The organism is Carbonicoccus niuqiaonis (genome assembly GCF_050157065.1).
Classification (GTDB): Bacteria; Actinomycetota; Actinomycetes; order Propionibacteriales; family Propionibacteriaceae; genus Avipropionibacterium.
On record NZ_CP189573.1, the window covers coordinates 3,685,203 to 3,710,785 of the forward strand.

Here is a 25,583-nt window from a genome sequence, read left to right on the forward strand (position 1 = left end):
GGTGCTCCGTTCGGTTCGACGTGCCGGGTGTCGGCGCGTCAGGCGGGGGTGGTCTCGGCGGCAGGTGCGCTGTCGAGCTCGGCAGCGGTACGGCCGATCCGGCTGCGGCGCCGCCGGAGTCCCCACACCACGCTACCCAGCGCGACGTCGAGCACAATCGCGAGGGCGGCCACCAGGACCGCCCCGGCGAACATCTCGGGGTATCCGGACGCGCCGAGCCGTTGCCCGTCGACGACCAGCCGACCGAGCCCACCGGAGGCGGCCAGGGCCGCCACGGTCGCGGTCGAGACCACCTGCAGGGTGGCACTGCGGATGCCCGAGACGATCAGCGGTGTCGCCAGCGGCAGCTCCACCCGCCAGATCACCTGCCAGGTCGTCATGCCGAGCGCGCGGGCGGCGTGCACCGCACCCGGGTCGGCCTCGCGGACCCCGGTCGAGGTCGCGTTGAGGATGGGCGGGATCGCGAGCACGGTGAGCGCCAGCACGACCGGGGTGATGCCGGTGCCGAGCAGGGTGACGACCAGCACCACCAGGCCGAGGGTCGGGATGGCGCGGGCGGCGTTGCTGGTGCCGACGACGAGCAGGTTGCCGGCCCGGAAGTGACCCACGATGACACCGAGGACGACCGACACCGCGGTGGCGATCAGCAGCGACAGTCCGGTGTAGACGAGGTGCTCGACGATCCGGGCGCCGATGCCGTCCGGCCCGACCCAGCTGGCCGGGTCCTGCAGGAAGGACCAGAGGTTCATGCCGCCCGCTCCTTGGTGGCCCAACGGAAGAGCGCCCGCTGCAGCAGCAGGATCCCGCCGTCGGCCAGCAGGGCCAGCACCATCACCGCGACGATGCCGACGATGATCGGGGTGAGGAAGCCGGAACCGAAGCCGATGTTGAACAACTCACCCAGCGCCCCCATGCCGATGACCGCCCCGACGGTGACCATGGCGATGTTGGCGACGGTGACCACCCGCAGGCCGGACAACACCACCGGCATCGCCAGCGGCAGCTCGACCCCGAACAGTCGCCGCACCCGGCCGTACCCCATCGCTGTCGCGGCTTGGTTCACCTCGGCCGGGACGGCGCGCAGCCCGTCGACCACACTGCGGTTGAGCAACGCGACCGAGTAGATCGTCAGCGCCACGATGATGTTGATCGGGTCGAGGATCCGGGTGCCGAGGATCACCGGCAACCCCACGAACAGGGCGATCGACGGGATCGCGTACACCACCGAACTGACCGCGAGGACCGGCGAGGCGGCCCGACCGGTGAGGTGGATCAGGTAGCCCAGGACGAGCGAGACCAACAGTGCGAGGGCCACCGGCACCAACGACAGCACCAGGTGCTGCAGGGTCAGCTCACCGATCATGGCGATGTTGTCGATCACCCAGGTCACGGTCGGTCACCCGACTCGTCGGAGGGGTCGGTCGCCTTCGGGTCAGGGGTCTGCGGCCCCAGCCCCAGTTCGGGATCGGTCTCCTGGTCGTAGAAGAACTCGTCGTCGCGGGCCGCACGCTCCACGGCGGCGTCGGACTCCCTCTCCTCCGCGGCCTCGAAGATCGACTCGAAGAAGCCCTCCTCGTCGTACCCGCTGCCGACCCGCGCCGGCTCAGAGTCGGCCGCGGCCGGCGGCGGCTCGTCGGCCACCTGCTCGGCTGCCGGTTCAGCCGTACGGTCAGGTGTCCGGTCCGGGCTCGCGGCGGACACCGCGGCCGCGACCGGCGCCCCGTCGCCCGGCGTCACCGCGGACTGGGGCACGGACCCGGTCGCGGGCTCGTACGTGGCCTCCGTCGTGGGCTCAGCAGCGGGTTGGGTGGACCGGGTCGGCTCGGGCGGATCGGCGAGCGGAGCCTTCCCCGTACGGGAACGCGTCCCGTCGGCGTCGGCCATCTCCGCCAGCACCCTGGCCCGTTCGGCCTCCTGCCGGCGCGCGCGTTCGGCCGCCTCCCGACGAGCTTCGGCGGCCCGGCGCCTTTCCTCGGCCTCCCGGGCGTCGAGGAAGTCGATCGAGACCGTACGGCGCAGCTCGGCGGCCTGCCGCATGATCGACTCGAGCGAGACCGCACCGGTGAACCGGCCGGTCTCCTCCTCCACCGCGACCGCGAATCCGACCGGGGAGGCGAGGGCGGCGTCGAGGGCGACGCGCAGCGAGTCGCTGGTCGGGATGAACGTGGAGCCCAGCGACACCGTACGACCGGGCCGTTCGGGGGTGACCCAGCCGATCGGGTGGGCGCCACCGTCCAACACCAGGGCGTGCCCACCCCGCGGGACCGCGGAGGGGGTCCGTACCGCACGGACCCGTTCGACCGGGAGCCCGTCGGCGGGGTGGAACGACAGTGAGCGCCAACCCCGGTCACGACCCACGAAGCCCGACACGAAGTCGTTGGCCGGATCGTTGAGGATCTCCTCCGGCGCGGCGAACTGGGCCAGCCGACCACCGACGCCCATGATCGCCACCTGGTCGCCGAGCTTCACCGCCTCGTCGACGTCATGGGTGATCAGCACCACCGTCTTGGCGAGTTCGGACTGGAGCCGGAGCACGAGGTCCTGCAGTTCGTTGCGGACCACCGGGTCGACCGCCGAGAACGGTTCGTCCATCAGCAGCACCTCCGGGTCGCCGGCCAGCGCCCGGGCCACGCCGACGCGCTGTTGCTGGCCGCCGGACAGCTGGGCCGGGTAGCGACCGGCGAGCTTGGTGTCGAGCCCGACGTCGACCAGGAGTTCACCGACGCGGCGGCGGGTCTTCGCCCGTCCCCAACCCAACAGTCCCGGCACGGTGCCGATGTTCTCCGCGACGGTACGGTGCGGGAACAGCCCACCGGACTGGATGACGTACCCCAGGCGGCGGCGCAGCGTGGTCCGGCGGAGCCGCTTGAGCGGTTCGCCCAGGAAGTTGATCGTCCCGCTGGTCGGCTCGACCATCCGGTTCAGCATCCGCAGCGTGGTCGTCTTGCCGCAGCCCGACGGGCCCACGAACACGGTGACGCGTCCCTGTGGGATGTCGAGGCTCAGGTCGTCGACGGCCGTCGTGTGGTCGCCGTAGGTCTTGGTCACCGACTCCAGACTGAAGGCGGCATCGGGCTCGACCACAGGTCACCTACTCGGTGTCTCGGAAACGTGGGCGGGTCGACCTTACCGAGAACCGGCTCCAACTGCCCGGTACGACCCGCCTCCCGACGGCCGGGGCGCGACATCGCAGCCCACGCGGGCTGTGAGAATCGGGGGGTGACGATCATCGCAGCAGCAGACGGATCCGCCCTCGGCAACCCCGGCCCGGCCGGTTGGGCCTGGTTCGTGGACGAGGAGCGCTGGGCCTCGGGCGGGTGGGCCAACGGCACCAACAACATGGGCGAGCTGATGGCCGTCCTCGACCTGCTGCAGCAGACCGCGCACCTCGACGAACCGCTGCAGGTGTTGTGCGACAGCCAGTACGTCATCAACTCGCTGACCAAGTGGCTGCCGGGATGGAAGCGGAAGGGGTGGCGCAAGGGCGACGGCAAGCCCGTGATGAACGTCGAACTGATGAAGGCGCTTGACAGGGCCCTGACCGGCCGGAAGGTGACCTTCGAATGGGTGAAGGGGCACGCCGGGCACCCGCTCAACGAGGCCGCCGACGAGCGGGCCCGGGCCGCGGCGACCGCCTACCAGTCCGGTCGCGAACCCGACCCGGGGCCGGGCTGGGACGGGTCGTCGACCGACCACCCCGATGTGCGGCCCGGTCAGGTCGAGCAGGCCGACGACCTGTTCAGCGCGTTCGACCTGGTCGGCGAGCCGGTGACGCCGGAGGAGACGGTCGTCGCGCTGGAGCGTGAGCTGCTGACCGACGCGTGCCGGGCCGACCCGTCGGCGGTGGCTGCACTGTTGGCCCCGGACTGGTACGAGGTCGGCGCGTCGGGGCGACTGTGGTCGCGGGAGGAGTTGCTCGCCGAGATCGGCCCGCTGCGTGGACCCGTCGCGCTGGAGGTGGTGTCCACGAGTCGACCGGCCGACGAGCAGGTGCTGCTGTTGTGGCGCGCCGTTCCGCAGGACGGGCCCTCGACGCTGCGGACCTCGCTGTGGGCCCGCCGCGGCAACGCCTACCGGCAGATCTTCCACCAAGCGACCGCTGAATCCTGATCCGGGCCCGCCGCCCCGCCTGACCCCGCCCTCCCCCACCCCGCCGACCGGTCACTTTGCGGAATCCGGCGGGCCTCCGGCCCGAGCCGGCCCAGCATGGGGACCGACGTACGCCGGTTGCCCGGTGGACGTATGGTCAGCCGGTGCCGTACGAACTCGCCGGAATGTCCCTCGTGCTCGTCGTGTTCGCCGGCCTCATCATCGGGTTCTCGAAGACGGCCGTGGCCGGGCTCGGGACCATCGCCGCTGCGATCTTCGCCACCCAGCTCCCCACCAAGGAGTCGACCGGCGTCGTGCTGATCCTGCTGATCATTGCCGACACGATGGCGCTGCTCATGTACCGACGGGACGCCAACTGGAAACTGCTGCGGCACCTGCTGCCGGCCATGCTCCCCGGCATCATTCTCGGCACGATCATCCTAACCCTCATCAACAACGACACGCTGCGGATCTGGATCGGCGTGCTGATCCTCGTCATGGTGGCCCTGCAACTCATCGTCAGCTGGCGCAACCGCGGCACCCAACCGGTCGAGAAGCACCACCACCCGGTGGTGTCGTGGCTCACCGGTGGTGCTGCCGGCGTGGCCACCATGACCGCGAACGCCGCCGGTCCGATCACCACCTTGTACCTGGTCAGCACCGGGATCGACAAGAAGCGTTTCCTCGGTACGGCAGCCTGGTTCTACATGATCGGCAACCTGATCAAGGTGCCGTTCAGCGCCGGGATCGGGCTGATGCCGCCCGCCACGTTGCTGCTGACCCTGATGCTCGCCCCCGCGGTGATCGTCGGCGGACTGATCGGCCGATCCGTGGTGAAGCGCCTCAACGAGACGTGGTTCACCCGGGCGATCCTGGCCGGGTCCGTGGTCGCCGCCGTGGCGGTGCTGATCAGCTGATCCGACGCCACCCTCGGGTCCACGGCTCGACGCCGAGGTTACTCACCAGTAATATCGGTGCCCAACCACTAGGGTGAGCAGCGACCGGTCCCGTGGCGTACCGGTCGGCCACCGCAACGTGAGGAGCCGTCATGACGTGGATCGCCATCGTGGTCGCCCTGGCCACCTCGGCCGCCGGGGTGTTCCTCTTCGTCCGCGCGGTGATGGCCATCGTGGGTGTCGTCAAGCTCGGCGGTCCGACGCTCGGCCGCAGTGACGAGCCCGCGCAACGGTGGAAGCGGATGCTCACCGAGACCCTCGGCCACACGAAGATGTTGCAGCTGACGAAGGTCGGCGTCATGCACTGGTTCGTGATGATCGGGTTCGGCTTCTTGTTCTTCACCCTGGTCACCGCGTACGGGCAACTGTTCAACCCCCGCTTCGCGTTGCCGCTGATCGGGCACCTGCCACCGTACGAATGGCTCACCGAACTGATCGCCTGGGTCGGACTGGTGTCGATCATCGGGCTGATCGTGCTGCGGTCGGTGCTGGGGGCCCGGCTCAGCTCGTCCCGTTTCTTCGGGTCCCGGACGTGGCAGGCGCGCTACATCGAGTTCACCATCCTGGGCATCATGGCGTGCGTCATCGTGCTGCGGGCGTTGGAGTCCGGGCTGATGGCCGGCACCCAGAGTGAACGATGGTTGCACTTCCCGCTCACCTGGTGGTTGCTGCCCGCCGGTGCCGACCCGGCCGTCCTGGAGACCGCGATCGTGTGGGTCGCTGCGCTCAAGATCGTCATCTCGATGGTGTGGTTCGGCGTGATCGGGCTCAACCTGACGATGGGTGTGGCGTGGCACCGGTTCACCGCGTGGCCCAACATCTGGTTCTCCCGGGACAGCTCGGGCAAGCCGGCGCTCGGCGAGCTGCAGCCGATCAACGACGGTGGCAAGCCGCTCGACTTCGAGGCCCTGGACGACATCGACGAGGACACCCCCCTCGGCGTGGCGGCGGTGGAGGACTTCACCTGGAAGGGGCTCCTCGACTTCACCAGCTGCACCGAGTGCGGACGCTGTCAGAGCCAGTGCCCGGCCTGGCACACCGACAAGCCGCTCAGCCCGAAGCTGTTGATCATGGGGCTGCGCGAGCACGCGTACGCGAAGGCGCCGTGGCTCGCGGCGGCCGAGGAGGCGCGCGACGGGCTGCCCGAAGCCGTACGGGCAGAGGCCGCGCGACCGCTGGTCGGGCCGACCGGCGACGACCCCCGGGCCGCCGCGGTGGCCCAGGCGCACGGCAACCCGATCGGCATCGGGAGCGACGGCCGGCTCGCGGTGATCGACCCGGACGTGTTGTGGTCGTGCACCAACTGTGGTGCGTGTGTCCAGCAGTGCCCGGTCGACATCGAGCACATCGACCACATCGTCGACCTGCGACGTCACCAGGTGCTGATGGAGTCGGAGTTCCCGAGCGAGCTGAACGGGTTGTTCAAGGGCCTGGAGTCGAAGGGCAATCCGTGGAACATGAACGCCCGCAAGCGGATGGAGTGGGCCAAGCCGCTTGACTTCGACGTCCCGGTGGTCGGCAAGGACCTGGAGGACCTGTCGGAGGTCGAGTACCTGTTCTGGGTCGGTTGTGCAGGGGCGTACGAGGACCGTGCGATCAAGACCACCCAGGCCGTGGCGACGTTGCTGCACACCGCCGAGGTGTCGTTCGCGGTACTCGGCAACGGGGAGACCTGTACCGGTGATCCGGCCCGGCGGGCGGGCAACGAGTTCGTCTTCCAGCAGCTCGCCGCGGAGAACGCCGAGACGCTGACCGAGGCGAAGGCGACCAAGGTCGTCACCACCTGCGCTCACTGCCTGAACACGTTGAAGAACGAGTACCCGCAGATCGGTGTCGAACTCGAGGTCGTGCACCACACCCAACTGCTCAACCGGCTCGTCCGCGACGGTCGGCTCACCCCGGCCGCACCCCCGCCCGCCGAGGTCGCGGGGCGCACGATCACGTACCACGACCCGTGCTTCCTGGGTCGCCACAACCAGGTGTACGAGGCGCCGCGGGAACTGCTCGGGGCGATCCCGGGTGCCACCGTGGCCGAGATGCCCCGCAACCGGCAGGAGTCGTTCTGCTGCGGGGCCGGCGGTGCCCGGATGTGGATGGAGGAGACGATCGGCACGCGGATCAACAACGACCGCACGGCCGAGGCGTTGACCGTGATCGAGACCACCGGCGGCCCGGATCCCCAGCAGGGTGGGGCGATCGCGACCGGCTGCCCCTTCTGCCGGGTGATGCTGTCGGACGGGCTGACCGCAGCGCAGAGCGACGGCCGTGGGGAGCGGGTCGAGGTGCTCGACGTGGCGCAGTTGCTGCTCGCCGGGGTGGAACGCGGCAAGGCTGCGGAGCCCACCGGCGGCTGAGTCCGGCCACAGAAGTCGTCTCGTGGGAACGGCACCCGAAACCTCGATCACCACACCGACCAGTCAGGAACCGGGGTGTGCTGGTTGCGACAGCAGTAGCGCCCACCGGCCATGTCGGCCGGAGGGCGCTCCGCTGCCCGTGTCGAGGGTGGCTGGTCTGCATTCGCCGAACTGCCCAGGTCTTGTCCCCTTGGACGGACGATGCTCGAGAGAGGCTCGACCGATCAGGACGGCTGGTCGAGACCCTGAGGAGGATCGGCCGCAGCAACCAGCTTCTTAGCCGCGGGGCCGGACAGTTCGAATCAGCGATCAGAGGTGTCGACGGTCTCTGTGCCAGCCGCCTCGAACAGGCTCGTGTTCAGTTGTGGCACTGCAGTACCCCGACGCCGCTGGTGCAAACAGGCCCGGGGCTTCGATGGTTGAGCCGTCGTGGTTGGGGAACAGGGATGACATGACTCCAGACAGAGTGGCATTCGTGACCGGTGGCGGCTCGGGCATCGGACAGGGAGCGGCCGAGAAGCTCGCCCTACAGGGTGTGGCCGTGGCCCTCGCCGGTCGGACCCGCGACGAGTTGGACGCAGCAGTGGACCAGATCACCAGGGCGGGCGGGCGCGCGTTGGCCGTCACCGCAGACGTCAGCGACGAGGATTCGGTGGTCGCGGCCTACCAAGGCACCATCGATGAGTTCGGGCGACTCGACATCGTGGTGGCCAATGCGGGGGTCAACGGACGCTGGGCCGGGATTGACGACCTCACCGCCGATGACTTCCGATCGACCATCGACATCAACCTGACCGGCACCTTCCTGACGATCAAGCACGCCGTGCCCCATCTGCGTACCGACGGTGGCTCGGTGACCGTGGTTGCCTCGGTCAACGGCACCCGGATCTTCTCCAACTCCGGCGCCTCGGCCTACTCCAGCAGCAAGGCCGGGCAGGTGGCCCTGGCCAAGATGCTGGCGGTGGAGCTCGGACCGGACAGGATCCGGGTCAATGTGGTCTGCCCTGGCGCCATCGAGACCGAGATCGGCGACAACACCGAGGCCGACAACGAGGACGTCACAATCGACGTCGAGTTTCCGGAGGGCCACATTCCGCTGACCGGGACCAAGTCTGGATCGGCCGCGCAGGTGGGCGAACTGATCGCCTTCTTGGCATCCGATGCCGCGAGCCACGTGTCCGGCAGCGAAGTCTGGATCGATGGCGCACAGTCACTGCTCCAGGGCTGAGCTCAGTCCTGTTCGATCGCTCGGGACAACTCCTCCTTGGTCATGCTGGCCACGCCGCTCAGTCCGAGGTTCTGAGCACGTTGGAGCAACTCCTCACGTGTCGCGCCGCCCGGGCGGTCGCCGAGGTGTTCGGTTCGTGTTCGCACGAACGCCTTCGCCAACTCTGCTCGGCGATGTTCATTGAGCCGTTCACGGATGCCCGGCAGAACCTCGGCCTCTTCCTCCTCGACATGGTGCGTCACAGCACTGATCAACTCCTCGAGCTTGGTGTCGAACTCGGCAGCTGACGGATCAAGTTTGCCCAGGGCTGCGAGGAGAGCCTCGGCCTGTTCGTGCTCTTCTTGACTGTGCGCGACCTGGTCGCTCTCCCCTGCCTCCTCTCGTGCGACGGGATAGACATCCGCCTCTTCTGCACGGCTGTGCGCGATGAGCAGGGACGAGACCTCGGGCAGCAGTAGGGCACGCTGGTCGGGCTTTGCCTTCAGCTCATCGAAGAGCCGTTCGACCTCACGGTGGTCGGCGGTGATCAAGTCGACAACGTCTGGCAGCGGCATGGCGCGCTCCTCACCAATCATGTCCGGACGAGCTTCCGGATCATCATCGACATACCCCTGATGCACTCTTCCAAACCGTGGCGCTCGCTGACGGCAGCTGCGGACCTTAGATTACGACCCCCGCGGAGCGGAGGTTGGACGCCGAGGTGGAAGAATCCGGAGCCATGACGAACGAACAGGCCAAGACGGTGATCGTGACCGGGGCGGCGTCTGGGATCGGGGCGCAGGCGGCGCGACGGTTCGCCGCGAGCGGCCACCAGGTCGTCGTCGCCGACATCGCCACCGACCGGGCCGAGGCCGTGGCGGCCGAGCTGCCCGATGCGCTCGCGGTCACCGTCGACGTGTCCGATGCCGACTCGGTCCAGGCCATGATCACCACCACGGTGGAGCGGTTCGGCGGCGTCGACGTGCTGATCAACAATGCGATGGTGTGTGGGCGATCGTCCTTCCTCGATGCCCCGCCCGACGAACTGCGTCGCGACTTCGAGGTCAACCTGCTGGGCCCGTTCCTGTGCAGCCAACGGGTGATCCCGGTGATGATCGACAACGGTGGCGGGGTGATCATCAACATCAGTTCGGTGAACGGGATCACCCATCTCGGCAACGAGGCCTACTCCGCCGCGAAGGCCGGCGTGCTGAGCCTGACCCGGGCGATCGCGATGGAGTTCGGCGATCGTGGCATCCGCTGCAATGCGGTCGCCCCTGGCACCATCCGGACCGAGGTGTGGGACCACCGGGTCCAGAACAACCCCGACATCTTGGCCGAGACCTCACAGTGGTACCCGCTGGGCCGGGTGGGCAGCACCGACGACGTGTGCGAAGCACTGCTCTTCCTCGCCTCGGATCGATCCAGCTGGATCACCGGGGCCACCCTTCCGGTCGACGGCGGCCTGCTGGCCGGCAACCTGGCCATGGCCCGAGCCATCACTGCAGCCGACTGACCGACGATCGGAGCCGACATGACCGACAGCCCACAACCCAACCAGCCCGGCGATCCAGACATGGTTGCGGCCATCCAGGTCAGCGAGACCGGCGGGCCCGAGGTACTCCGGCTGACCGAGGTCGAGCTCCCACCTCCCGGACCGGGCGAGGTCACGATCGACGTGCTGGCCGCCGGCGTGAACTTCATCGACGTCTACCAGCGGCAAGGTGTCTACCAACGTCCGCTGCCGTACGTCCCCGGCTCTGAGGGCGCGGGTCGCGTACGGGCGATCGGCGACGGGGTCGACCAGGTCGCGGTCGGCGACCGGGTGGCGTGGGCGTCGCTGCCCGGGTCGTACGCGGCAGCCGTCACCGGACCGGCCCACGGACTGCTGGCCGTACCCGAGGCTGTCGACGACGACCAGGCCGCAGCCCTCCCACTACAGGGATTGACCGCGCACTACCTGGCCCGGGACTCCTACCCCGTCCGCCCCGGGGACACGGTGCTGGTGCACGCCGGCGCCGGCGGCGTCGGACTGCTGCTCACCCAGATCTGTGTGATCCTCGGCGCCCGGGTGATCACCACCACCTCCACCGAACAGAAGGCCGAGCTCTCCCGTGCCGCCGGGGCGAGCGAGGTCATCGTCGGCTACGACGGCTTCGCGGATCGGGTGCGCGAGCTGACCGACGGTGCCGGGGTCGCCGCGGTGTACGACGGGGTGGGCCGCGACACCTTCGACGACTCGCTGGCCAGCCTGCGGCGCCGCGGGACCATGGTGCTGTTCGGCGGCTCGAGCGGGCAGGTGCCGCCGTTCGACCTGCAACGACTCAACGCCGGCGGCTCACTCTCGATCACCCGGCCCACCATGGCCGACTTCGTCGCCACTCGCGAGGAACTGCTGGGCCGGGCCGACGAACTGTTCGGCTGGCTGGCCGAGGGGCGCCTCGGGGTCCGGGTCGGCGCGTCGTACCCGCTCGCCGAGGCAGCTCGTGCCCACGACGACCTGGCCTCCCGCCGGACCACCGGCAAGGTGGTGCTGGTCCCCTGAGACGTGATCTTGACCGGGTCCGGACCGCCTGCGACAGTGCCGGGAACGGCTCCGGGATCTGCCCCGGGGCGGATTGTTGTCGGGAGCGGCCCGCGGCAGGCGGCCGCTGATCACTGATCGGGTCTCCATGCGAACTCTCAAGCGCGCCGTCCACTTCGACCTCCACACGATGCCCGGGATCGGCGACTTCGGCGCCGACTTCGACGCACCGTCCTTCGCCCGCACCCTGCGCGACTCCCACGTCGACTTCGTCAACGTGTTCGCCAAGTGCAACATCGGCTTCGCCTACTACCCCACCGAGATCGGCATCCCCTACCCCACGATGACCGGGGACATGCTCGGCGAGACCATCGCCGCCTGCCAGGCCGAAGGCATCGGCGTCACCGCCTACTTCAACGCGATGCTGGATCACGAGATGGCGCGACGGCACCGGGAGTGGACGGTGGTGAACGCCGACGGCCAGGTGATCCACGGCGACCGCACCAAGAACTTCTTCCGCAACATGTGCATCCACACCCCGTGGCGGGCACACCTGCTCGCGATGATCACCGAGGTCGTCGATCGCTACCCCACGGTCGACGGCATCTTCCTCGACTGCATCCAGTTGCTGCCGTGTCACGGCGACGAGTGCGCCAGTGCGGTCGCCGAGGCCGGCGGCGACCCGACCGACCCGGCAGCACTGCGCGAGTACGCCACGCAGGGCTGGGTCGACTTCTGCCGCGAGGTCGGTGAGCTCGTCGGACCGGACCGCTTCCTGTACCCGAACGGCCTGCCCTGGCACCTGGGCGACGAGTTCCGTACCCACGGTGAGATCGAGTGCCTCCCCGGCGCCTGGGGCTACGACTTCTTCCCGGCCCGGGTGGCCTACGCCCGCAACATCGACGAGCAGGTGCTCTACATGACCGGACGCTTCAGCGGCAGCTGGGGCGAGTTCGGCGGCCTGAAGTCGGAAGCCTCGATTCGCAACGACTGCTGGGATGCGATCGCCAACGCCGCCCAGCCGTCCATCGGTGATCACCTGCACCCGCGGGGCCACCTCGAGGCCCCGGTGTACGACATCGTGAAGCGGGTGTACGCCGAGATCGAGGCGTTGGAGCCGTGGACGATCGGAGCCCAGGCACTCGCCGACGTGGCCGTGCTGGCCAACCCGGACCGCACGCTGAGCCCCGCCCACGACGGGCTGGCCCGGATGCTCGGCGAGGCCCACGTCACCTTCGACGTGGTGGACGACCGACACGACCTCTCGCCGTACGCGTTGTTGATCCTGCCCGACGACATCACCCTCACCGGCCCCTTGGCCGACAAGGTGGCCGAGCACGTCGCGGCCGGTCGGCCGGTGCTGTCCAGTGGCCGGTCCGCACTGCGACCTGATCATGACGGGTTCGCCCTCCCCGAGCACTGGCCGTTCGCCCACCTCGGTCCGGAACCGTCCAACACCGCCTACTTCAGCGCCCCTGCCGGCACCGTCGCCGGGCTCCCCGACATGCCGACGATTGCTGGTGGGCAAGGGATCCTGCTGGGGTACGGCGACGACGTCGAGGTGATCGCGGAACGCGTCGAGAGCTACCACGAGCAGGGCTGGGACGGCTTCCACGGGTACTTCTACACCCCGCCCAAGGGGCCGAGCGGCAACCCGGCGGTGGTCCGCCACGGCTCGGTGGTGCACGTGGCGTTCCCGCTGTTCACCAGCTACCTCGACAACCCGATGCCGGCCTACACCGCCGTACTGCGCGACGCCCTCGGCCGACTGCTGCCCGACCCGCGGGTGAGGACCGAGCGGATCCCGTCGACCGCTCGGGTCACCCTCACCAGGCTGCCCGGGCGGACCATGTGTCACGTCAAGCTGACCCATCCCGAGCCGCGCGGCGCGATGAACGTCGTCGACGCCCTCCCGACGTTGGCCGACGGCCGGGTGTCGATCCGCGCCACGCCGAGCCGGGTCCACCTCGCCCTCGGCGAGGACCTGCCGTACCGCCAGGTCGGTGACCGGGTCGAGATCGACCTTCCCCGGGTCGACGGCTATGCCTTGGTGGTGCTGGAGGACTGAAGCCGACGAACCGTCGCCGAGGAAGACGACTGACACCGCTCGGGAGCCCCGTGACAGCACAGTGACTTCAAAGTGATGTCATAACGGTGTTGACATGACGTCATGACGGCGTCATGCTGGTGTCATGCAATTGGACAGACACCTTGAGTCGGTACGCAGCGGCGTGAACAGCGCTGCCGCCCTGGCCGACGAACACAGCCAAGACATCGCCCGCAAGCTCGGCGATGCCCTCGAGGCCTCCGTACGCCTCACCCTCATCGACGCGCTCGCCGAGGCCAGTGCCGAGATCAGCGCCGACCTGGCGCCGGGCTCGGTCGAGTTCCAGCTCCGTGACGGCGAGCCCCAGTTCACCGTCAACCTCCCCACGGTCGAGCCGACCGCCGACGAGGCCGACGAGTTCACCGAGCCCGCCGGCGTGGCCGACGAGACCGACGAGGAGGAGGAGCAGGTCCGCATCACGCTGCGCCTGCCTGCCTCGGTCAAGACCAAGGTCGACCAGCAGGCCGACGCCGAAGGTCTCTCCACCAACGCCTGGCTGTTGCGCCGCATCCTCGACTCGTTGGCCCCGCGCCGCGGCCCGGGTGGCCGCCGTGGCCCAGGCGGTCCCGGTGGTCGTGGCGGCTTCGGCCCCGGGATGCCCGGTTTCGGCCCCGGCCCGGGTGGTCCGGGGTGGGGTGGCGGGCCCGTCCCGCCGCAACCGCCGACCCCGCCCGGCGGGTTCGAGGCCACCTTCAGCTGGGGCAACGACGAGCGCGGCCGGGGCCGCCACCGTGACCGCCGCCGTGGCGGCGGCCCGGGCTCGCAGGCGCGGGGGTGGGTCCAGTGAAGTCCACCCGCACCGTCGAGGGCCCCGCGGTCCGTCGCCTCGAGGTCCGGATCGGCTCCGGTCGGCTGACCTTGGGCGTGTCCGAGCACGGCGTCACCGGCACCGTCACCGGCTCCGATCCCGACCAGGTCGAGTTCTTCTGCGACGACGAGGTGGCCGTCGTCTCGACGCCCCGGCGGTCACGCGGGTCGTACGAGATCTCGCTCGACGTCCCCGAGGGGATCGACCTGCAGGTCGACTCCGGCAGCGCCGACGTGGTGTCCCGGGTCGGCGTCGGCGCCGCCCGGGTCCGCACCGGCAGCGGCGACGTCATGCTGGACCAGGTCGGCGTGCTTGACCTGACGACCGGCAGCGGTGACGTGACCGTCAATGCCGTCGTCGGCTCCCAGGCCCGGGTGAGCAGTGGCTCCGGCGACATCGAGATCGGCTCCTGTGAGGCTGCACTGCAGCTCAAGGCGGCCTCCGGCGACATCGTCGTCGGCGACCTCAGGTCGTTGCTGACCGGATCCACGGCGTCGGGTGACATCGACGTCAAGCGCAGCTCCGGTGACGTCGGCCTGCGGACCGCCTCCGGCGACATCGCCGTCGGCATCGGCGACGACCTCCCCGCCTGGCTCGACCTCTACACCCTGACCGGGGACGTCGAGGTCAACATCGACCAGGCCGAACCACCGTCCGACGGCGATCCGTACGTGTCGGTGCACGCCCGCAGCGCATCGGGCGACATCACCATCACCCGCGGCTGAGGCCGGGGACCCACCAGAGAGGCACCTGATCATGACCCGCTACGACCACTATCCGCTGGGCTGGCTCCCGATGGAGCCGGACCGCGACCGGAGCGAGAAGGCACACCAGCGATGGCTGCGACGGATGGCCGTACGGGAATGTCGCCGGACGGCGCAGCGGCCCCAGCAGCCCCGCCCCCGATTCAGCTGACCGGTTGACCGGAGCCGGTTCCGTCGGAACCGGTTCGGTCGATCGGCGACGACGTCAACCGGACGACAACTGTCCGCACCCGAATCTAGGCTGATCACCATGCACGACGACGCCGCCACACCCGGCGACCTGACCCCGACCGGCCACGAACCGGCTCCCACCGACCCACCCGTTCCCGTGAACGGACAACGGACCTTCCACCAGGTCCTGGCCAACACCGCGCTGGCCAACATCACCACGAGTTTCCTGTGGTTCGCCCTCACGTTCTGGGTGTACCTGGAGACCCGATCGGTGCTGGCGACCGGCATCATCGGCGGCGCCTACATGCTGCTGGTGGCCGTGTTCAGCATGTTCTTCGGCACCCTCGTCGACCGCTACCGCAAACACAAGGTGATGCTCACCTCCGGTGTCGGCACCTTGGTGGCGTTCAGCCTCGGCGGCCTGCTGTACCTCGCCGTCCCCAGCAGCACCCTGCTCGACATCACCCGCCCGTGGTTCTGGCTGTTCACCGTCATCATCCTGATCGGTGCGGTGGTCGAACAGCTGCGCAACCTCGCCCTGTCGACCACCGTCACCCTGCTCGTCCCTGCCTCGCGACGGGCGAACGCCAACGGACTGGTCGGCACCGTGCAGGGCATGGCGTTCATGATCACCAGCGTCTTCAGCGGGCTGGCGATCGGCACCCTGGGCATGGGCTGGACCATCGCGATCGCGATCACGGTGATGGCACTGGCCTTCGTCCACCTGATGACCCTGCGCATCCCCGAACCGGAGATCGTGCAGGACCCGGAGCACAAGGCCATCGACTTCCGCGGCGGGTTCCTCGCGGTCCGGGCGGCCCCGGGCCTGTTGGCGTTGATCATCTTCACCACCTTCAACAACCTGACCGGTGGGGTGTTCATGGCGTTGATGGATCCGTACGGCCTGGAGCTGTTCTCACCCCAGATCTGGGGCATCGTGCTGGGCGTGACCACCACCGGCTTCCTGATCGGCGGTGCACTGATCGCCCGGTTCGGCCTCGGCAAGAACCCGATCAGGACCATGTTGATCATGGTGATGCTGATGGGCGCGCTCGGTGCCACCTTCACCATCCGGGAATACTGGTGGCTGTTCGCCCTGGGCATCTGGCTGTGGATGATGATGATGCCGGCGGTGGAGGCCGCCGAGCAGACGATCATCCAGCGTGTGGTCCCGTTCCGGACCCAAGGCCGGGTGTTCGGGTTCGCGATGACCTTCGAGGCGGCATCGGCCCCGATCACCTCGTTCCTGGTCGCACCGATCGCCGAGTTCATCGTGATCCCGTACATGAATGCACCCGAGGGCCAACAGACGTGGGGGTGGCTGGTCGGCACGGGCGGCACCACCCGCGGCATCGCGATGGTCTTCCTGATCGCCGGGATCGCATCGATCCTGTTGGGTGCCGGAGCCTTCCTCAGCCGCTCGTACCGGCTGCTCTCCCGGCAGTACAAGGAGCTTGCGGCCAAGGACGAGGCGGACGCGAGTGGCCCCCATGCGGCCGGGCAGCACGAGCCTGCAGCGGCGGAGGCGGCTCCGGTGGAGCCCACCGGGGAGGTTGCGGACGGGCGGGACAACGGCACCGAGCAGGTACCGGTCCCACACTCCTGAGGGGCCTCTCGACAAGCTTGAGGGCCGTAGGTGTCAGGTGGCGCCGAGCTGCTCCTCGACCAGCGCGACGGCACCCGCGAGTCCGGGGGCCGCAGCCAGCTCATCCCGGATACGCCGGGCCTCTCGACGGTACGTCTCGGCATGCAGCACCTCGCCGATGAGACGGTCGAGCGTCTGCTCATCCGGCGTCAACGTGGTCACCGCCTCGCCGGCACCACTGAGCCGTAGTCGGGTACCGATCGCCGCCTTGTCCTGTTGGGCGCCGGCCAACACGAGGGGTACGCCGTGCCGCAGCGCCTCGTGCACCCCGCCGTACCCACCGTTGGTGACCATCACCGAGGTGACCGGCAGCAGCCGGGCGTAGTCGATCCAGCGGTCGACGACGGCGTTGTCGGGCAGGTCATGTGCCAGTGGTTCGGTGTCGCGACCACCGGTGGTCGCCACCACCAGGACCGGCCGGTCGGCGAGCGCACGGATGGTCGGGCGGACCAGTTGATCAAGGTCGGAGTTGGCGACGGTGCCCTGGGTGACGTGCACGATCGGCGTGCCGGCGGCCACGGCTTCCTCGACCCGCTCCCACCACACCGGCGGGCCGGCCGTGGGCGTACGAACACCTTGCAACGTACCGACATGGTGCACCGGAACGGGTAGTCCATCGATGGGGTCGAAGGACGGCACCGACAACTGGATGATGCCGGCCCCGGCGCGTGGCCAGTCGAGGAAGTGCGTCACCGGACGGGGCTCCCCCAGACGGGCGAACACCTGTCGGGCGTGCCGCTGGACCGGTCCGAACATGATCAGCTCGACCAACCGTCCGGCCAGGTCGTGCGCACCCCGCGCCAGCGGGCCGAGTACCCGCCACGGTGGCCCGATCGGTGGCAACGCCTGCTGCCGGCCCAGGAACGGCATCGTTCCCAGGGTGAGCACCGGCGGTGCGGAAGCCCGCGCGACGAGTGCGAGCGCGGCGAGGAAGAGCGGCTCGGCGACGATCACGTCCACCGCTTCCTCGGCCAGTGCGGCGTCGACCGTCGCCAACTGCGCCGACACCGGGTCGAGGAAGATGTGGGTCATGTCGAAGCGTGCCGCGGCGACTCCGTCCAGCCCGGCACGCTTCGGGAACCTCGCCATGATCTCGTCCTCGACGAAATCGGCTGCGTCCGGCAACGGCCGGAGCTCGGCCCCGGCCGAGGCGACCTCGTCGGCGTAGCGCCGACCGGTGATCACCCGGACGCGGTGCCCGGCCCCGACCAGACCGGCTGCCAACTCGAGGGTGGGTGTGACGTGACCGCGGAACGGGCACGCCGCCAAGAGGATCGACGCCATCGGATCACCGTAGCCATCTGGTGCGACTGCCGCCGCCCGTTCGGTACGTCAGCCGCGTCGAGGCTCAGGAGCTGGGAACGACCCAGCCCAGGTTCGCCGGGTTCAGCCCCTCGAAGGCGAGCCGGGGCCGCAGCGGCTCGGCCCGGTCGACCCAGGCCAGCGACCGGTCCGGCCCGTGGTGCAGCACGTTGAACCGGAATCCGTACGAGGTTCCCATGCCGGGCGCCTTGAAGATCTCGAACGGGAGCCGGAGCTCGGCCTCCCAACGGGTGTGGTCGGTGGTGACCCGGGCTGCCCAGTCCCGGCTGATCGGCAACATCCGGCGGGAACCGTACGCGGTGCCGTCACGATGCACCCGCAGTGGCACGATCGGCCACAGCCGGCGTGCCTCGAGCTGCACCTCGAACACCTCGTCGGCCGCCTCGGTCGCCGACACCGGGAGCGAGGCGGCGATCACCAGCTCGTCGCCGTCGCGCCAGGTTCGCCAACGGCCCCCGGCCCCGAGGTGCTGCTCGGTCGCGGTGGCCGGTTCGTCGGCCAGCACGACAACGGCCTCGTCGTCCGGTTCGGGAGCGGCCCAACCGGGCCACAGCGGCCCCACGTCGTCGGCGCGCGCCCGAAGCCGTACGAGATCGTCGTCGTGGAGTCGTTGCAGGGCGACAGCTCGTTCCCGGAGCCCGGCCGGATGGTACTTGTGGCCCTCGGCCTCGGAGTGGAACCCGAGCCGGGAGTCGTCGTCGGCCAGCTCGGCCAGCCGCAACGCCGCGGCCCGTTCGGCCGTGATCAACTCCGCCAGCTCGGCGAACTGTTGATCATGGTCACCGACGCCGCGGCCGAGGTCCTCGCGCAGCTGGTGGAACCGTAGTGTCCGGTGCGCACTGTGCCACTGGAGGTTCATCGCCTCGGCGATGCCGAGGTCACGTCGGCGGTCACGGTCCTGGACGTACCGCTCGCCCAGGTCTGCGATGCGCTGCCAGCCGGAGTCCCACTGCGTGGCGATCTCACCGACCAGCTCCACGATCTCGTCGAACGAGAACCCCGGCGCGAAGAACTCCCCCACCCGGTCACCACTGGGCGGCCAGCCGAGCTGCCAACTCGGCGTGATCGGCTGGTCGACCGGTGCCAGGTGCCACGGCCACATGATCGAGTCGTGCACCGGCCCGAACCAGGAGAACAGCAGGTTTGCCGGGAACCGGGCGTAGGCCTCCCGGAACTCCTGCCACGCCGCCACCATCCGTGGGGTGTCCTCGTGCCAGTCAGGGGCGGCCAGCTCGGTCAGGAAGTCGTCCTCGGTCGCCGGCAACGGAGCGAACGCGAGCCGTCCCGCCGCTCGGGTCATCGGACCGGGCGCATTGCCGAAGTACCAACACTGCATCGCCGACGACACCCCCAACTCGTGCAGGGCGGTGTACTTGCGGAACAGGTTGCCCGGCACCGGGACGTACGGGACGGTCGCGACCTCGTGGGAGCAGCCGACCTGCAGCTTCGCGCCCATGTCGCCGCCGGTCTCGGCCATCGTCTCGGCGACCCGTTCGAACATCTCGCTCGGCCCGACCCAGGCCAAGGAGTAGTCCAGCACCTCGAACTCGGTTCCGTACTGGGTCGCGGTGCCAGTCGACTCGAGGTTCACCTGGGTGGTCACGCCGTCGGGGGTGTGCGCGGCGATCTCGCTGACCAGGTCGGCCAGGCCGTCGCCGGCGTACGGTCCGTACTCCGGGCCGTACGGCAGATACATCCAGCTGATCACCCGCGCGTCCGGGTTGCCGGCACGGACACCGTCGCGCAACGCCGTCAGGTGAGCGGCAAAGGTCGGTCCAACTCCGGCCGGACCGCACCGCGGGCAGTTGATCGGGTCACCGGTCCAGACGTCGGACCAGCAGTGGGTGGGCCGCTCCCCGATCGTGATGTCGATCAGTCCACCCAACCCCGACACCTCGGAGAAGATGGTGGCCAAGGTGTCGCGAACGTAGACCGCACCCGGCTCGGAGTTGGTGCAGAACGCGGTCCAGCTGTCGGTCCGGTGGCCGCCGAGTTCGGGGTGATCGGCCAGGGCGGCACTCGGCACCAGATACTCGCGACCGTCACCGAAGGCGGCCGGATCGATGCAGAACAAGAAGATCCGGATGCCGTACCGACCGCAGGCCTCGACCGTACGGCGCAGCTTCGCCAACCGCCGCGCAGGGTCGATCGCCACCGGCCCGGACCATGGCGTCGGCACCAGATCGCGGAGCCGGACGGTCAGCCACAGTCCGTTGACTCCCTCATGGGCCAGCCGGTTGAGGTAGTGCTCGGGGTAGTAGTCGACGTCGTCGGCGAGCTCGTCCCGGTTGGCCGGCGGCCGGTTGATCGGTCCGAAGAAGCACCGAGAGATCCGGGTGGTGATCACCGGGGTCCGATGGTGCTCACCCAGCGGCAGGTACGGACCACCGGCCGCCAGCATCATCTCCTCCACCCAGAACACGGCACGCCGGATGCCCTCCACCCCTCCGGCGAGCAGGCGACACCGGGTCGGCTCGACCACGATCCGATGCTCCTCGTCGGCCAGCTCGGCGTCGAGGTCGACCATGATCAGGTACGGCCCGTCGGACGGCACCGTGCCGGCCGCGCCGAACTCGGCCAGGTCGGCGAACGCGGTGACCAGCGGGTCGGCCGGCAGCCGCGATGACACGGTCAGCCGCCACCCCGCAGCCAGGTCGGCCTCCTCGGCCCTAGCGGTGCGCGGCGTCCAGCCGTGCTCGGTCCACATCGGTTCAGCCAGTTCGTCGGCAAACGTCATCGGGGCACCCATGGGGCCACACCCTAGGACCTACGCGTGGGAGAACGACAGATATGTGTCTGATTATCTCAACTCCACATCCATTTGATCAAGGTCTCCGATGGAACCCTTGCCAAGGGCGCCACGATCAAGTTAGATCTGGTGCAAGGCACCGTAATGTCCCGATTGGAATCGGTTGCACAGCCTTCGGGGACACCGATCCTCGCGACGATGGTGGGCCACCTGCAGCAAAGGAGCGCGCATCAACGCCATGATCGTGGTGGCCATGATCCCGCCACTCATCGCCTACCCCTTCGTCCAGAAGCACTTCGTCAAGGGCGCCCTGATCGGATCGGTGAAATGACAACTTCTGTGGAGACCGATCGCCCCGAGGTGGCGCCCGAGCCGCCGGAGACGTCCGCGCGGACCGGCCGGGCCGAGGCCCGCCGACTGGCGCGCGAGTCGTACTGGCGTCGGGTGAAACGACACTGGCAGTTGTACGTCCTGTTCCTGCCTCCGTTCATCTACGTCACGGTCTTTCTGTACGGACCGCTGTTCGGCCTGCAGATCGCGTTCCGCAACTTCTCGCCCGTCACCGGCATCACCGGCGGCGATTGGGTCGGCCTCGACCACATCATCCGGTTCGTGACGAGCTACCAGTTCTGGCCGGTGATGGGCAACACGTTGTTGCTCAACGGGTACGAACTGCTGGCACTGTTCCCGTTGCCGATCGTGTTGGCGCTCCTGCTCAACGTCGTTCGCAGCAGCGGCTACCGCCGCTCGGTGCAGATGATCACGTACGCCCCGCACTTCATCTCCACCGTCGTGGTGGTCGGCATCATCCTGATGCTGTTCTCCCCCACCAGCGGCATCGTCAACCAGGCCATCGGCGCCCTCGGCGGAACACCGGTCGACTTCCTCAGCGCCGACATGTTCCGGCACACCTACGTCTGGTCGGGGGCCTGGCAGACCTTGGGCTACTCCGCGATCATCTACCCCGCCGCCCTTGCCGGGGTGAACCCGGAACTGCACGAGGCGGCGCGGGTCGACGGCGCCAACATCCTGCGCCGGATCTGGCACATCGACCTCCCCAGCATCATGCCGGTCATGATCACCTTGCTGATCCTCAACATCGGCTCGGTGCTGACAGTCGGCTTCGAGAAGGTGCTGCTGATGCAGAACTCGCTCAACCTGTCGGTGTCGGAGGTGATCGACACCTACTCCTACCGGCTCGCCTTCGCCGGTGCCATCCCGCAGTACTCGTACGGCACCGCGATCGGCCTGTTCAAGTCGCTGATCTCCCTTGCCCTGTTGCTGATCGCGAACGCGCTCGCGCACCGGGTCGCCAAGCAGAGCCTGTTCTGAGCCGCCACCCGCCGTCCGCCACCCGCTGTCCACAGCGCACCACTCGTCCGTCCGGCCACCCACGATCCGAAACCGAAGGACCCCTCATGGCCCTCCAGCCCGAACCCCGCTACGCCTTCCGCGACCGACTCCGCACCGTCCACCGTCCGGGACGCCGTGACCCCGAGGCCGCAGCCGCTCCCGCCGAGGTGGTGATCGACGACCGCTGGCGGATCGTCGTCCCCGCGGACGCGGATCCGCTGCTCGACCACGCCGCCCGCGACCTGCAGGACCACCTGCGCACCAGCATGGGGGTGTCGTTGGCGATCGGCCCGGACGACGGCTCCCACCCCGGACCCGTGATCAGGATCCGCCTCGCCGACGGCACGGACGCCTCGGACGGACGGCCCGGCGACGACGAGCGGGCGCACACGATCGACGTCGGCACCGAGGAGGTCGTGCTGACCGGCCGCGGCCCCAAGGGTGCCGCCCGTGCCGCGTACCACCTGGAAGACCTGCTCAACCTGCGCGGCGGGCCGTACCTGACACCGGGCCGGACCACCCGCGAGCCGCGGTTCGGGGTGCGGATGACGCACTCCGGCTACGGGCTGGACGAGTTCCCCGACGAGTACTTGGCGCAACTCGCCCATCAGGGGATGGACGCGATCCTGCTGTTCGTCTCGGCACCCGACCGGACACCGGACGGGACGATCAACCGCGATCCCGCCCAGCACAGCAAAGGCCGTCACCAACGCTTCGCCGAGATCGCCGACCGAGCTGCCCGACACGGTCTCGACACCTACCTGTACGCATACTTCCACTCCGACCGGCCGGTCCACCCCGACGACCCGGGCGCCGAGCGGTTCTACGAGGAGACGTACGGCTCGGTGTTCGCGGTGTGCCCACAGGCCAAGGGAATCGTGCTGGTCGGCGAATCGGTCGAGTTCCCCAGCCATGATCAACGCACCACCGGACGGATGCGGCTCGACCCGGTGCCCGGTGGGCTGCCGGATCCGCGACCGAGCCCGGGCTGGTGGCCGTGCGAGGACTACCCGCAGTGGGTCAGCCTGGTCCGCGACAGTTGCCGCAAGTACGCACCAGACGCCGAGATCATCTTCTGGACCTACAACTGGGGTTGGGCACCGGAGGCTGAACGGCTCGCGCTGATCAACGCACTGCCCGAGGACGTGACGGTGCAGGCGACGTTCGAGATGTTCGAGAAGTTCAGCCACGACGGGGTGACCAACACCTGCGTCGACTACACCGCCTCCCGCGTCGGGCCCGGACCGTACTTCGCCTCGGAGGCTGCGGCCGCGCACGCGCGTGGGCTGCGGCTCGGCGCCCAGGCCAACACCGGCGGCCTGTCGTGGGACTTCGGCGTGATCCCGTACCAGCCGATCCCGCAGCACTGGGCGAAGCGTCACGCCGCGATCAACCGAGCCCGCGAGGACTGGGGCCTGACGGTGCTGATGGAGAACCACCACTACGGCTACTGGCCGAGCATCGTCGGCGAACTGGCCAGCTCCAACTACCACTCCCCGGCGCCCGAGCCGGACGACTTCCTGGCCGCGGTGGCCCGACGTGACTTCGGGCCGGGTGCCGACGCGGCGATCGCCGGTTGGCGGGCCTGGAGTGAGGCGATCACCGACTACGTCCCGACCAACGCCGACCAGTACGGGCCGTTCCGGATCGGGCCCAGCTACCCTATGACGCTGTTCACGAACCCGCGACCCATCGCCCAGCCGGAGGCGATGTTCGGCGATCGGATCGTCACCACGCCGTACAACCCCGACATCGCCGGCCACACGCCCAAGACCGCGCCGATTCGTCGCGTACCGGCCGAGATCACCAGCCTGCAACGGATGCTGACCACCTGGCGGTCGGGGACCGAGCATCTGGCCGCCGCCGCCGCAGCCGCCCCGGACCGACTCCGCGACGAGGCCGATCGGATGGTGAACCTCGGTCGCTACGTCGAGCACTGTCTGACCACCACGATCCACACCAAGCAGTGGTGGCTGGCCAAGGGCCGACTGTTGCAGGAGCCCGACCCGACGCGGGCCGAGGCGATCCTGGACGAGCTGCGGGCGATCGGTGAGGCCGAGTACGCCAACGCCGAGGCTGCCATCGGCTGCACCGAACTGGATTCCCGGCTGGGGTGGGAACCGTCGATGGAGTACCTCGGCGACGCCACCCACATCCGCTGGAAGCTGGCCCACCTGCGCAACGCCCTCGACGTCGAACTGCCCAGGTACGCCGTCACCGTGCACGCCTGAGATGCCGGCGCCACACGATCGGTCGGGCGTTCCCGCGGGAACGCCCGATCGGTCAGGAGGTGATCTCGGTGCGGTGGAAGTTGAGGTGTGACTTGCTGGCGGTCGGGCCGCGCTGCCCCTGGTAACGCGAGCCGTACTTGGCCGAGCCGTACGGATTCTCCGTCGGCGAGGACAGCGCGAAGAAGCAGAGCTGGCCGATCTTCATGCCGGGCCACAGCTTGATCGGCAACGTCGCCACGTTCGACAGCTCCAAGGTGACGTGGCCGGAGAACCCGGGGTCGATGAAGCCGGCAGTGGAGTGGGTCAGCAGCCCGAGTCTGCCCAGTGACGACTTGCCCTCCAGTCGGGCGGCCACGTCGACGCCGAGGGACACCACCTCGTACGTGGAGGCCAGCACGAACTCGCCGGGATGCAGGATGAACGCCTCGTCACCCGACACCTCGATCGGCCGGGTCAGCTCCGGCTGCTCCTCGGCCGGGTCGATGTGGGGGTACCGGTGGTTCTCGAAGGTCCGGAAGAACCGGTCCATCCGGACGTCCACGCTGGAGGGTTGCACCATCTCCGGCGTCCACGGGTCCAGCCCGATCCGACCGGAGTCGATCCCGGCGCGGATGTCACGATCCGACAGCAGCATGTGCGGCAGGTTATCCGACACCGAGGTACCCCCGCACACCGTCACGCTCGCCGGTACGATCCCCGCCACGTTCCCCGAGCTTGTCGACACGTTCCCCGAGCCTCCCCGTCACGTTCCCCGAGCGTGTCGAGGGGTCCGAGGCGTCTCGACAGGCTCGACGGGCGTGAGGAGCATGCCCGACGGGTACGAAGAGGGGCCGGGCTCGTCGAGGGGGCAGCTGGAGAGGGGCCGGGCTCGCCGAGAGGGCAGTTGGAGAGGCACCACCCCACCCAGAGGACAGTAGGAGAGGCAAACGGCCGCGAATTGGGTCTCCGACTGCCCGCTCGGTGAACGACCTGGCCTCTCGACGCGCTCGACGGGCGTGAAGAGCGTCCAGCGCTCGTCGAGGGACAGTTGGAGAGGCACCACCCCACCGAGAGGGCTGTAGGAGAGGCACCACCCCACCGAGAGGGCAGTAGGAGAGGCACCACCCCACCGAAAGGGCAGTAGGAGAGGCACCACCCCACCGAAAGGGCAGTAGGAGAGGCACCACCCCACCGAGAGGACAGTTGGAGAGGCAAACGGCCGCGAATTGGGTCTCCGACTGCCCGCTCGGTGAACGACCTGGCCTCTCGACGAGCTCACTGGACGTGGAAGGGATCGACGGGCGTAACCAGCCTCAGCACGAC

Annotated in this window: 20 protein-coding genes; 13 read left to right on the top strand and 7 right to left on the bottom strand. The window is 69.0% G+C overall.

The annotated features are described in order from the left end of the window. Positions 1-38: 38 nt before the first annotated feature. From ACQBAU_RS16855 to ACQBAU_RS16865, 3 genes are read right to left on the bottom strand one after another with little or no spacing between them, the layout of a single operon-like run. A complete protein-coding gene (locus tag ACQBAU_RS16855) occupies positions 39-749 on the bottom strand; it encodes an ABC transporter permease (protein ID WP_465255515.1) in 711 nt (236 codons plus the stop codon). Next, positions 746-1,390 (bottom strand): ABC transporter permease, encoded by a 645-nt coding sequence (locus tag ACQBAU_RS16860; RefSeq protein WP_465255514.1) that lies wholly within the window; start codon positions 1,388-1,390, stop codon positions 746-748. Before ACQBAU_RS16860 ends, ACQBAU_RS16855 begins: the two co-directional genes overlap by 4 nt. Then, positions 1,387-3,084, bottom strand: a complete 1,698-nt coding sequence (locus ACQBAU_RS16865) for an ABC transporter ATP-binding protein (protein WP_465259406.1) — start codon at positions 3,082-3,084, stop codon at positions 1,387-1,389. Before ACQBAU_RS16865 ends, ACQBAU_RS16860 begins: the two co-directional genes overlap by 4 nt. Before the next feature lie 135 nt (positions 3,085-3,219). Between ACQBAU_RS16865 and ACQBAU_RS16870 the strand changes: the two genes are divergently transcribed. The 4 genes from ACQBAU_RS16870 to ACQBAU_RS16885 all read left to right on the top strand — a co-directional run bounded on the left by ACQBAU_RS16870 (position 3,220) and on the right by ACQBAU_RS16885 (position 8,627). Beyond that, positions 3,220-4,110 carry an RNase H family protein gene (locus tag ACQBAU_RS16870; RefSeq protein WP_434551006.1) on the top strand — a complete coding sequence of 297 codons (891 nt, stop codon included), beginning with the start codon at positions 3,220-3,222 and terminating at the stop codon, positions 4,108-4,110. Positions 4,111-4,253: 143 nt separating this feature from the next. Then, positions 4,254-5,006: a sulfite exporter TauE/SafE family protein gene (locus ACQBAU_RS16875; RefSeq protein ID WP_434551007.1), complete on the top strand. Its 753-nt coding sequence runs from the start codon at positions 4,254-4,256 to the stop codon at positions 5,004-5,006. A 131-nt stretch (positions 5,007-5,137) separates the two neighbouring features. After that, positions 5,138-7,399 (top strand): (Fe-S)-binding protein, encoded by a 2,262-nt coding sequence (locus tag ACQBAU_RS16880; protein WP_465255512.1) that lies wholly within the window; start codon positions 5,138-5,140, stop codon positions 7,397-7,399. Positions 7,400-7,850: 451 nt separating this feature from the next. Further along, on the top strand, positions 7,851-8,627 hold the full coding sequence (locus ACQBAU_RS16885) for an SDR family oxidoreductase (protein WP_434551009.1): 777 nt from the start codon (positions 7,851-7,853) through the stop codon (positions 8,625-8,627). Between the two features lie 2 nt (positions 8,628-8,629). Here the strand turns inward: ACQBAU_RS16885 and ACQBAU_RS16890 are convergent, their stop codons facing one another. Then, on the bottom strand, positions 8,630-9,181 hold the full coding sequence (locus ACQBAU_RS16890) for a hemerythrin domain-containing protein (RefSeq protein ID WP_434551010.1): 552 nt from the start codon (positions 9,179-9,181) through the stop codon (positions 8,630-8,632). Positions 9,182-9,345: 164 nt separating this feature from the next. On the opposite strand from ACQBAU_RS16890, the gene ACQBAU_RS16895 reads away from it, so the two are divergent. The 7 genes from ACQBAU_RS16895 (at position 9,346) to ACQBAU_RS16925 (ending at position 16,586) form a co-directional block, all read left to right on the top strand. Then, the gene (locus ACQBAU_RS16895) at positions 9,346-10,122 is read left to right on the top strand and encodes an SDR family NAD(P)-dependent oxidoreductase (protein ID WP_465255510.1); all 777 of its coding nucleotides are present in this window, start codon (positions 9,346-9,348) and stop codon (positions 10,120-10,122) included. A gap of 18 nt (positions 10,123-10,140) precedes the next feature. Continuing rightward, positions 10,141-11,151 carry a quinone oxidoreductase family protein gene (locus ACQBAU_RS16900; RefSeq protein WP_465255509.1) on the top strand — a complete coding sequence of 337 codons (1,011 nt, stop codon included), beginning with the start codon at positions 10,141-10,143 and terminating at the stop codon, positions 11,149-11,151. A gap of 127 nt (positions 11,152-11,278) precedes the next feature. Then, a complete protein-coding gene (locus ACQBAU_RS16905) occupies positions 11,279-13,198 on the top strand; it encodes a hypothetical protein (protein WP_434551013.1) in 1,920 nt (639 codons plus the stop codon). Positions 13,199-13,322: 124 nt separating this feature from the next. Continuing rightward, positions 13,323-14,024 carry a hypothetical protein gene (locus ACQBAU_RS16910; protein ID WP_434551014.1) on the top strand — a complete coding sequence of 234 codons (702 nt, stop codon included), beginning with the start codon at positions 13,323-13,325 and terminating at the stop codon, positions 14,022-14,024. Beyond that, positions 14,021-14,770, top strand: coding sequence for a DUF4097 family beta strand repeat-containing protein (locus ACQBAU_RS16915; RefSeq protein ID WP_434551015.1), 750 nt, complete (start codon positions 14,021-14,023; stop codon positions 14,768-14,770). The genes ACQBAU_RS16910 and ACQBAU_RS16915 overlap by 4 nt, the downstream gene beginning before the upstream one ends. A 31-nt stretch (positions 14,771-14,801) precedes the next feature. Beyond that, the gene (locus ACQBAU_RS16920) at positions 14,802-14,960 is read left to right on the top strand and encodes a hypothetical protein (RefSeq protein WP_465255508.1); all 159 of its coding nucleotides are present in this window, start codon (positions 14,802-14,804) and stop codon (positions 14,958-14,960) included. Between the two features lie 99 nt (positions 14,961-15,059). Then, positions 15,060-16,586, top strand: coding sequence for an MFS transporter (locus tag ACQBAU_RS16925; protein WP_465255507.1), 1,527 nt, complete (start codon positions 15,060-15,062; stop codon positions 16,584-16,586). 33 nt (positions 16,587-16,619) lie between these two features. On the opposite strand, the gene ACQBAU_RS16930 is transcribed toward ACQBAU_RS16925, so the two are convergent. Continuing rightward, positions 16,620-17,909, bottom strand: coding sequence for a glycosyltransferase (locus ACQBAU_RS16930; protein WP_465255506.1), 1,290 nt, complete (start codon positions 17,907-17,909; stop codon positions 16,620-16,622). 64 nt (positions 17,910-17,973) lie between these two features. Next, the gene (locus tag ACQBAU_RS16935; RefSeq protein WP_465255505.1) at positions 17,974-20,697 is read right to left on the bottom strand and encodes a hypothetical protein; all 2,724 of its coding nucleotides are present in this window, start codon (positions 20,695-20,697) and stop codon (positions 17,974-17,976) included. Positions 20,698-21,024: 327 nt separating this feature from the next. Here ACQBAU_RS16935 and ACQBAU_RS16940 point away from each other — a divergent pair, with 327 nt between their 5' ends. Both ACQBAU_RS16940 and ACQBAU_RS16945 read left to right on the top strand, forming a co-directional pair. Then, on the top strand, positions 21,025-22,029 hold the full coding sequence (locus tag ACQBAU_RS16940) for an ABC transporter permease (protein ID WP_465255504.1): 1,005 nt from the start codon (positions 21,025-21,027) through the stop codon (positions 22,027-22,029). 86 nt (positions 22,030-22,115) lie between these two features. After that, positions 22,116-24,281 (top strand): hypothetical protein, encoded by a 2,166-nt coding sequence (locus ACQBAU_RS16945; RefSeq protein WP_465255503.1) that lies wholly within the window; start codon positions 22,116-22,118, stop codon positions 24,279-24,281. Between the two features lie 52 nt (positions 24,282-24,333). Here the strand turns inward: ACQBAU_RS16945 and dcd are convergent, their stop codons facing one another. Next, positions 24,334-24,915 carry a dCTP deaminase gene (gene dcd, locus ACQBAU_RS16950; protein ID WP_465255502.1) on the bottom strand — a complete coding sequence of 194 codons (582 nt, stop codon included), beginning with the start codon at positions 24,913-24,915 and terminating at the stop codon, positions 24,334-24,336. Between the last annotated feature and the right edge of the window lie 668 nt (positions 24,916-25,583).

What these genes read in the sequence shown, in the direction of transcription:
- ACQBAU_RS16930 (WP_465255506.1), bottom strand. Translation starts at nt 17,909, where the DNA reads ATGGCGTCGATCCTCTTGGCGGCGTGCCCGTTCCGCGGTCACGTCACA.
- ACQBAU_RS16885 (WP_434551009.1), top strand. Translation starts at nt 7,851, where the DNA reads ATGACTCCAGACAGAGTGGCATTCGTGACCGGTGGCGGCTCGGGCATC.
- ACQBAU_RS16880 (WP_465255512.1), top strand. Translation starts at nt 5,138, where the DNA reads ATGACGTGGATCGCCATCGTGGTCGCCCTGGCCACCTCGGCCGCCGGG.
- ACQBAU_RS16935 (WP_465255505.1), bottom strand. Translation starts at nt 20,697, where the DNA reads ATGGGTGCCCCGATGACGTTTGCCGACGAACTGGCTGAACCGATGTGG.
- ACQBAU_RS16910 (WP_434551014.1), top strand. Translation starts at nt 13,323, where the DNA reads ATGCAATTGGACAGACACCTTGAGTCGGTACGCAGCGGCGTGAACAGC.
- dcd (WP_465255502.1), bottom strand. Translation starts at nt 24,915, where the DNA reads ATGCTGCTGTCGGATCGTGACATCCGCGCCGGGATCGACTCCGGTCGG.
- ACQBAU_RS16895 (WP_465255510.1), top strand. Translation starts at nt 9,346, where the DNA reads ATGACGAACGAACAGGCCAAGACGGTGATCGTGACCGGGGCGGCGTCT.
- ACQBAU_RS16855 (WP_465255515.1), bottom strand. Translation starts at nt 749, where the DNA reads ATGAACCTCTGGTCCTTCCTGCAGGACCCGGCCAGCTGGGTCGGGCCG.
- ACQBAU_RS16905 (WP_434551013.1), top strand. Translation starts at nt 11,279, where the DNA reads ATGCGAACTCTCAAGCGCGCCGTCCACTTCGACCTCCACACGATGCCC.
- ACQBAU_RS16945 (WP_465255503.1), top strand. Translation starts at nt 22,116, where the DNA reads ATGGCCCTCCAGCCCGAACCCCGCTACGCCTTCCGCGACCGACTCCGC.
- ACQBAU_RS16920 (WP_465255508.1), top strand. Translation starts at nt 14,802, where the DNA reads ATGACCCGCTACGACCACTATCCGCTGGGCTGGCTCCCGATGGAGCCG.
- ACQBAU_RS16900 (WP_465255509.1), top strand. Translation starts at nt 10,141, where the DNA reads ATGACCGACAGCCCACAACCCAACCAGCCCGGCGATCCAGACATGGTT.
- ACQBAU_RS16925 (WP_465255507.1), top strand. Translation starts at nt 15,060, where the DNA reads ATGCACGACGACGCCGCCACACCCGGCGACCTGACCCCGACCGGCCAC.
- ACQBAU_RS16940 (WP_465255504.1), top strand. Translation starts at nt 21,025, where the DNA reads ATGACAACTTCTGTGGAGACCGATCGCCCCGAGGTGGCGCCCGAGCCG.
- ACQBAU_RS16890 (WP_434551010.1), bottom strand. Translation starts at nt 9,181, where the DNA reads ATGCCGCTGCCAGACGTTGTCGACTTGATCACCGCCGACCACCGTGAG.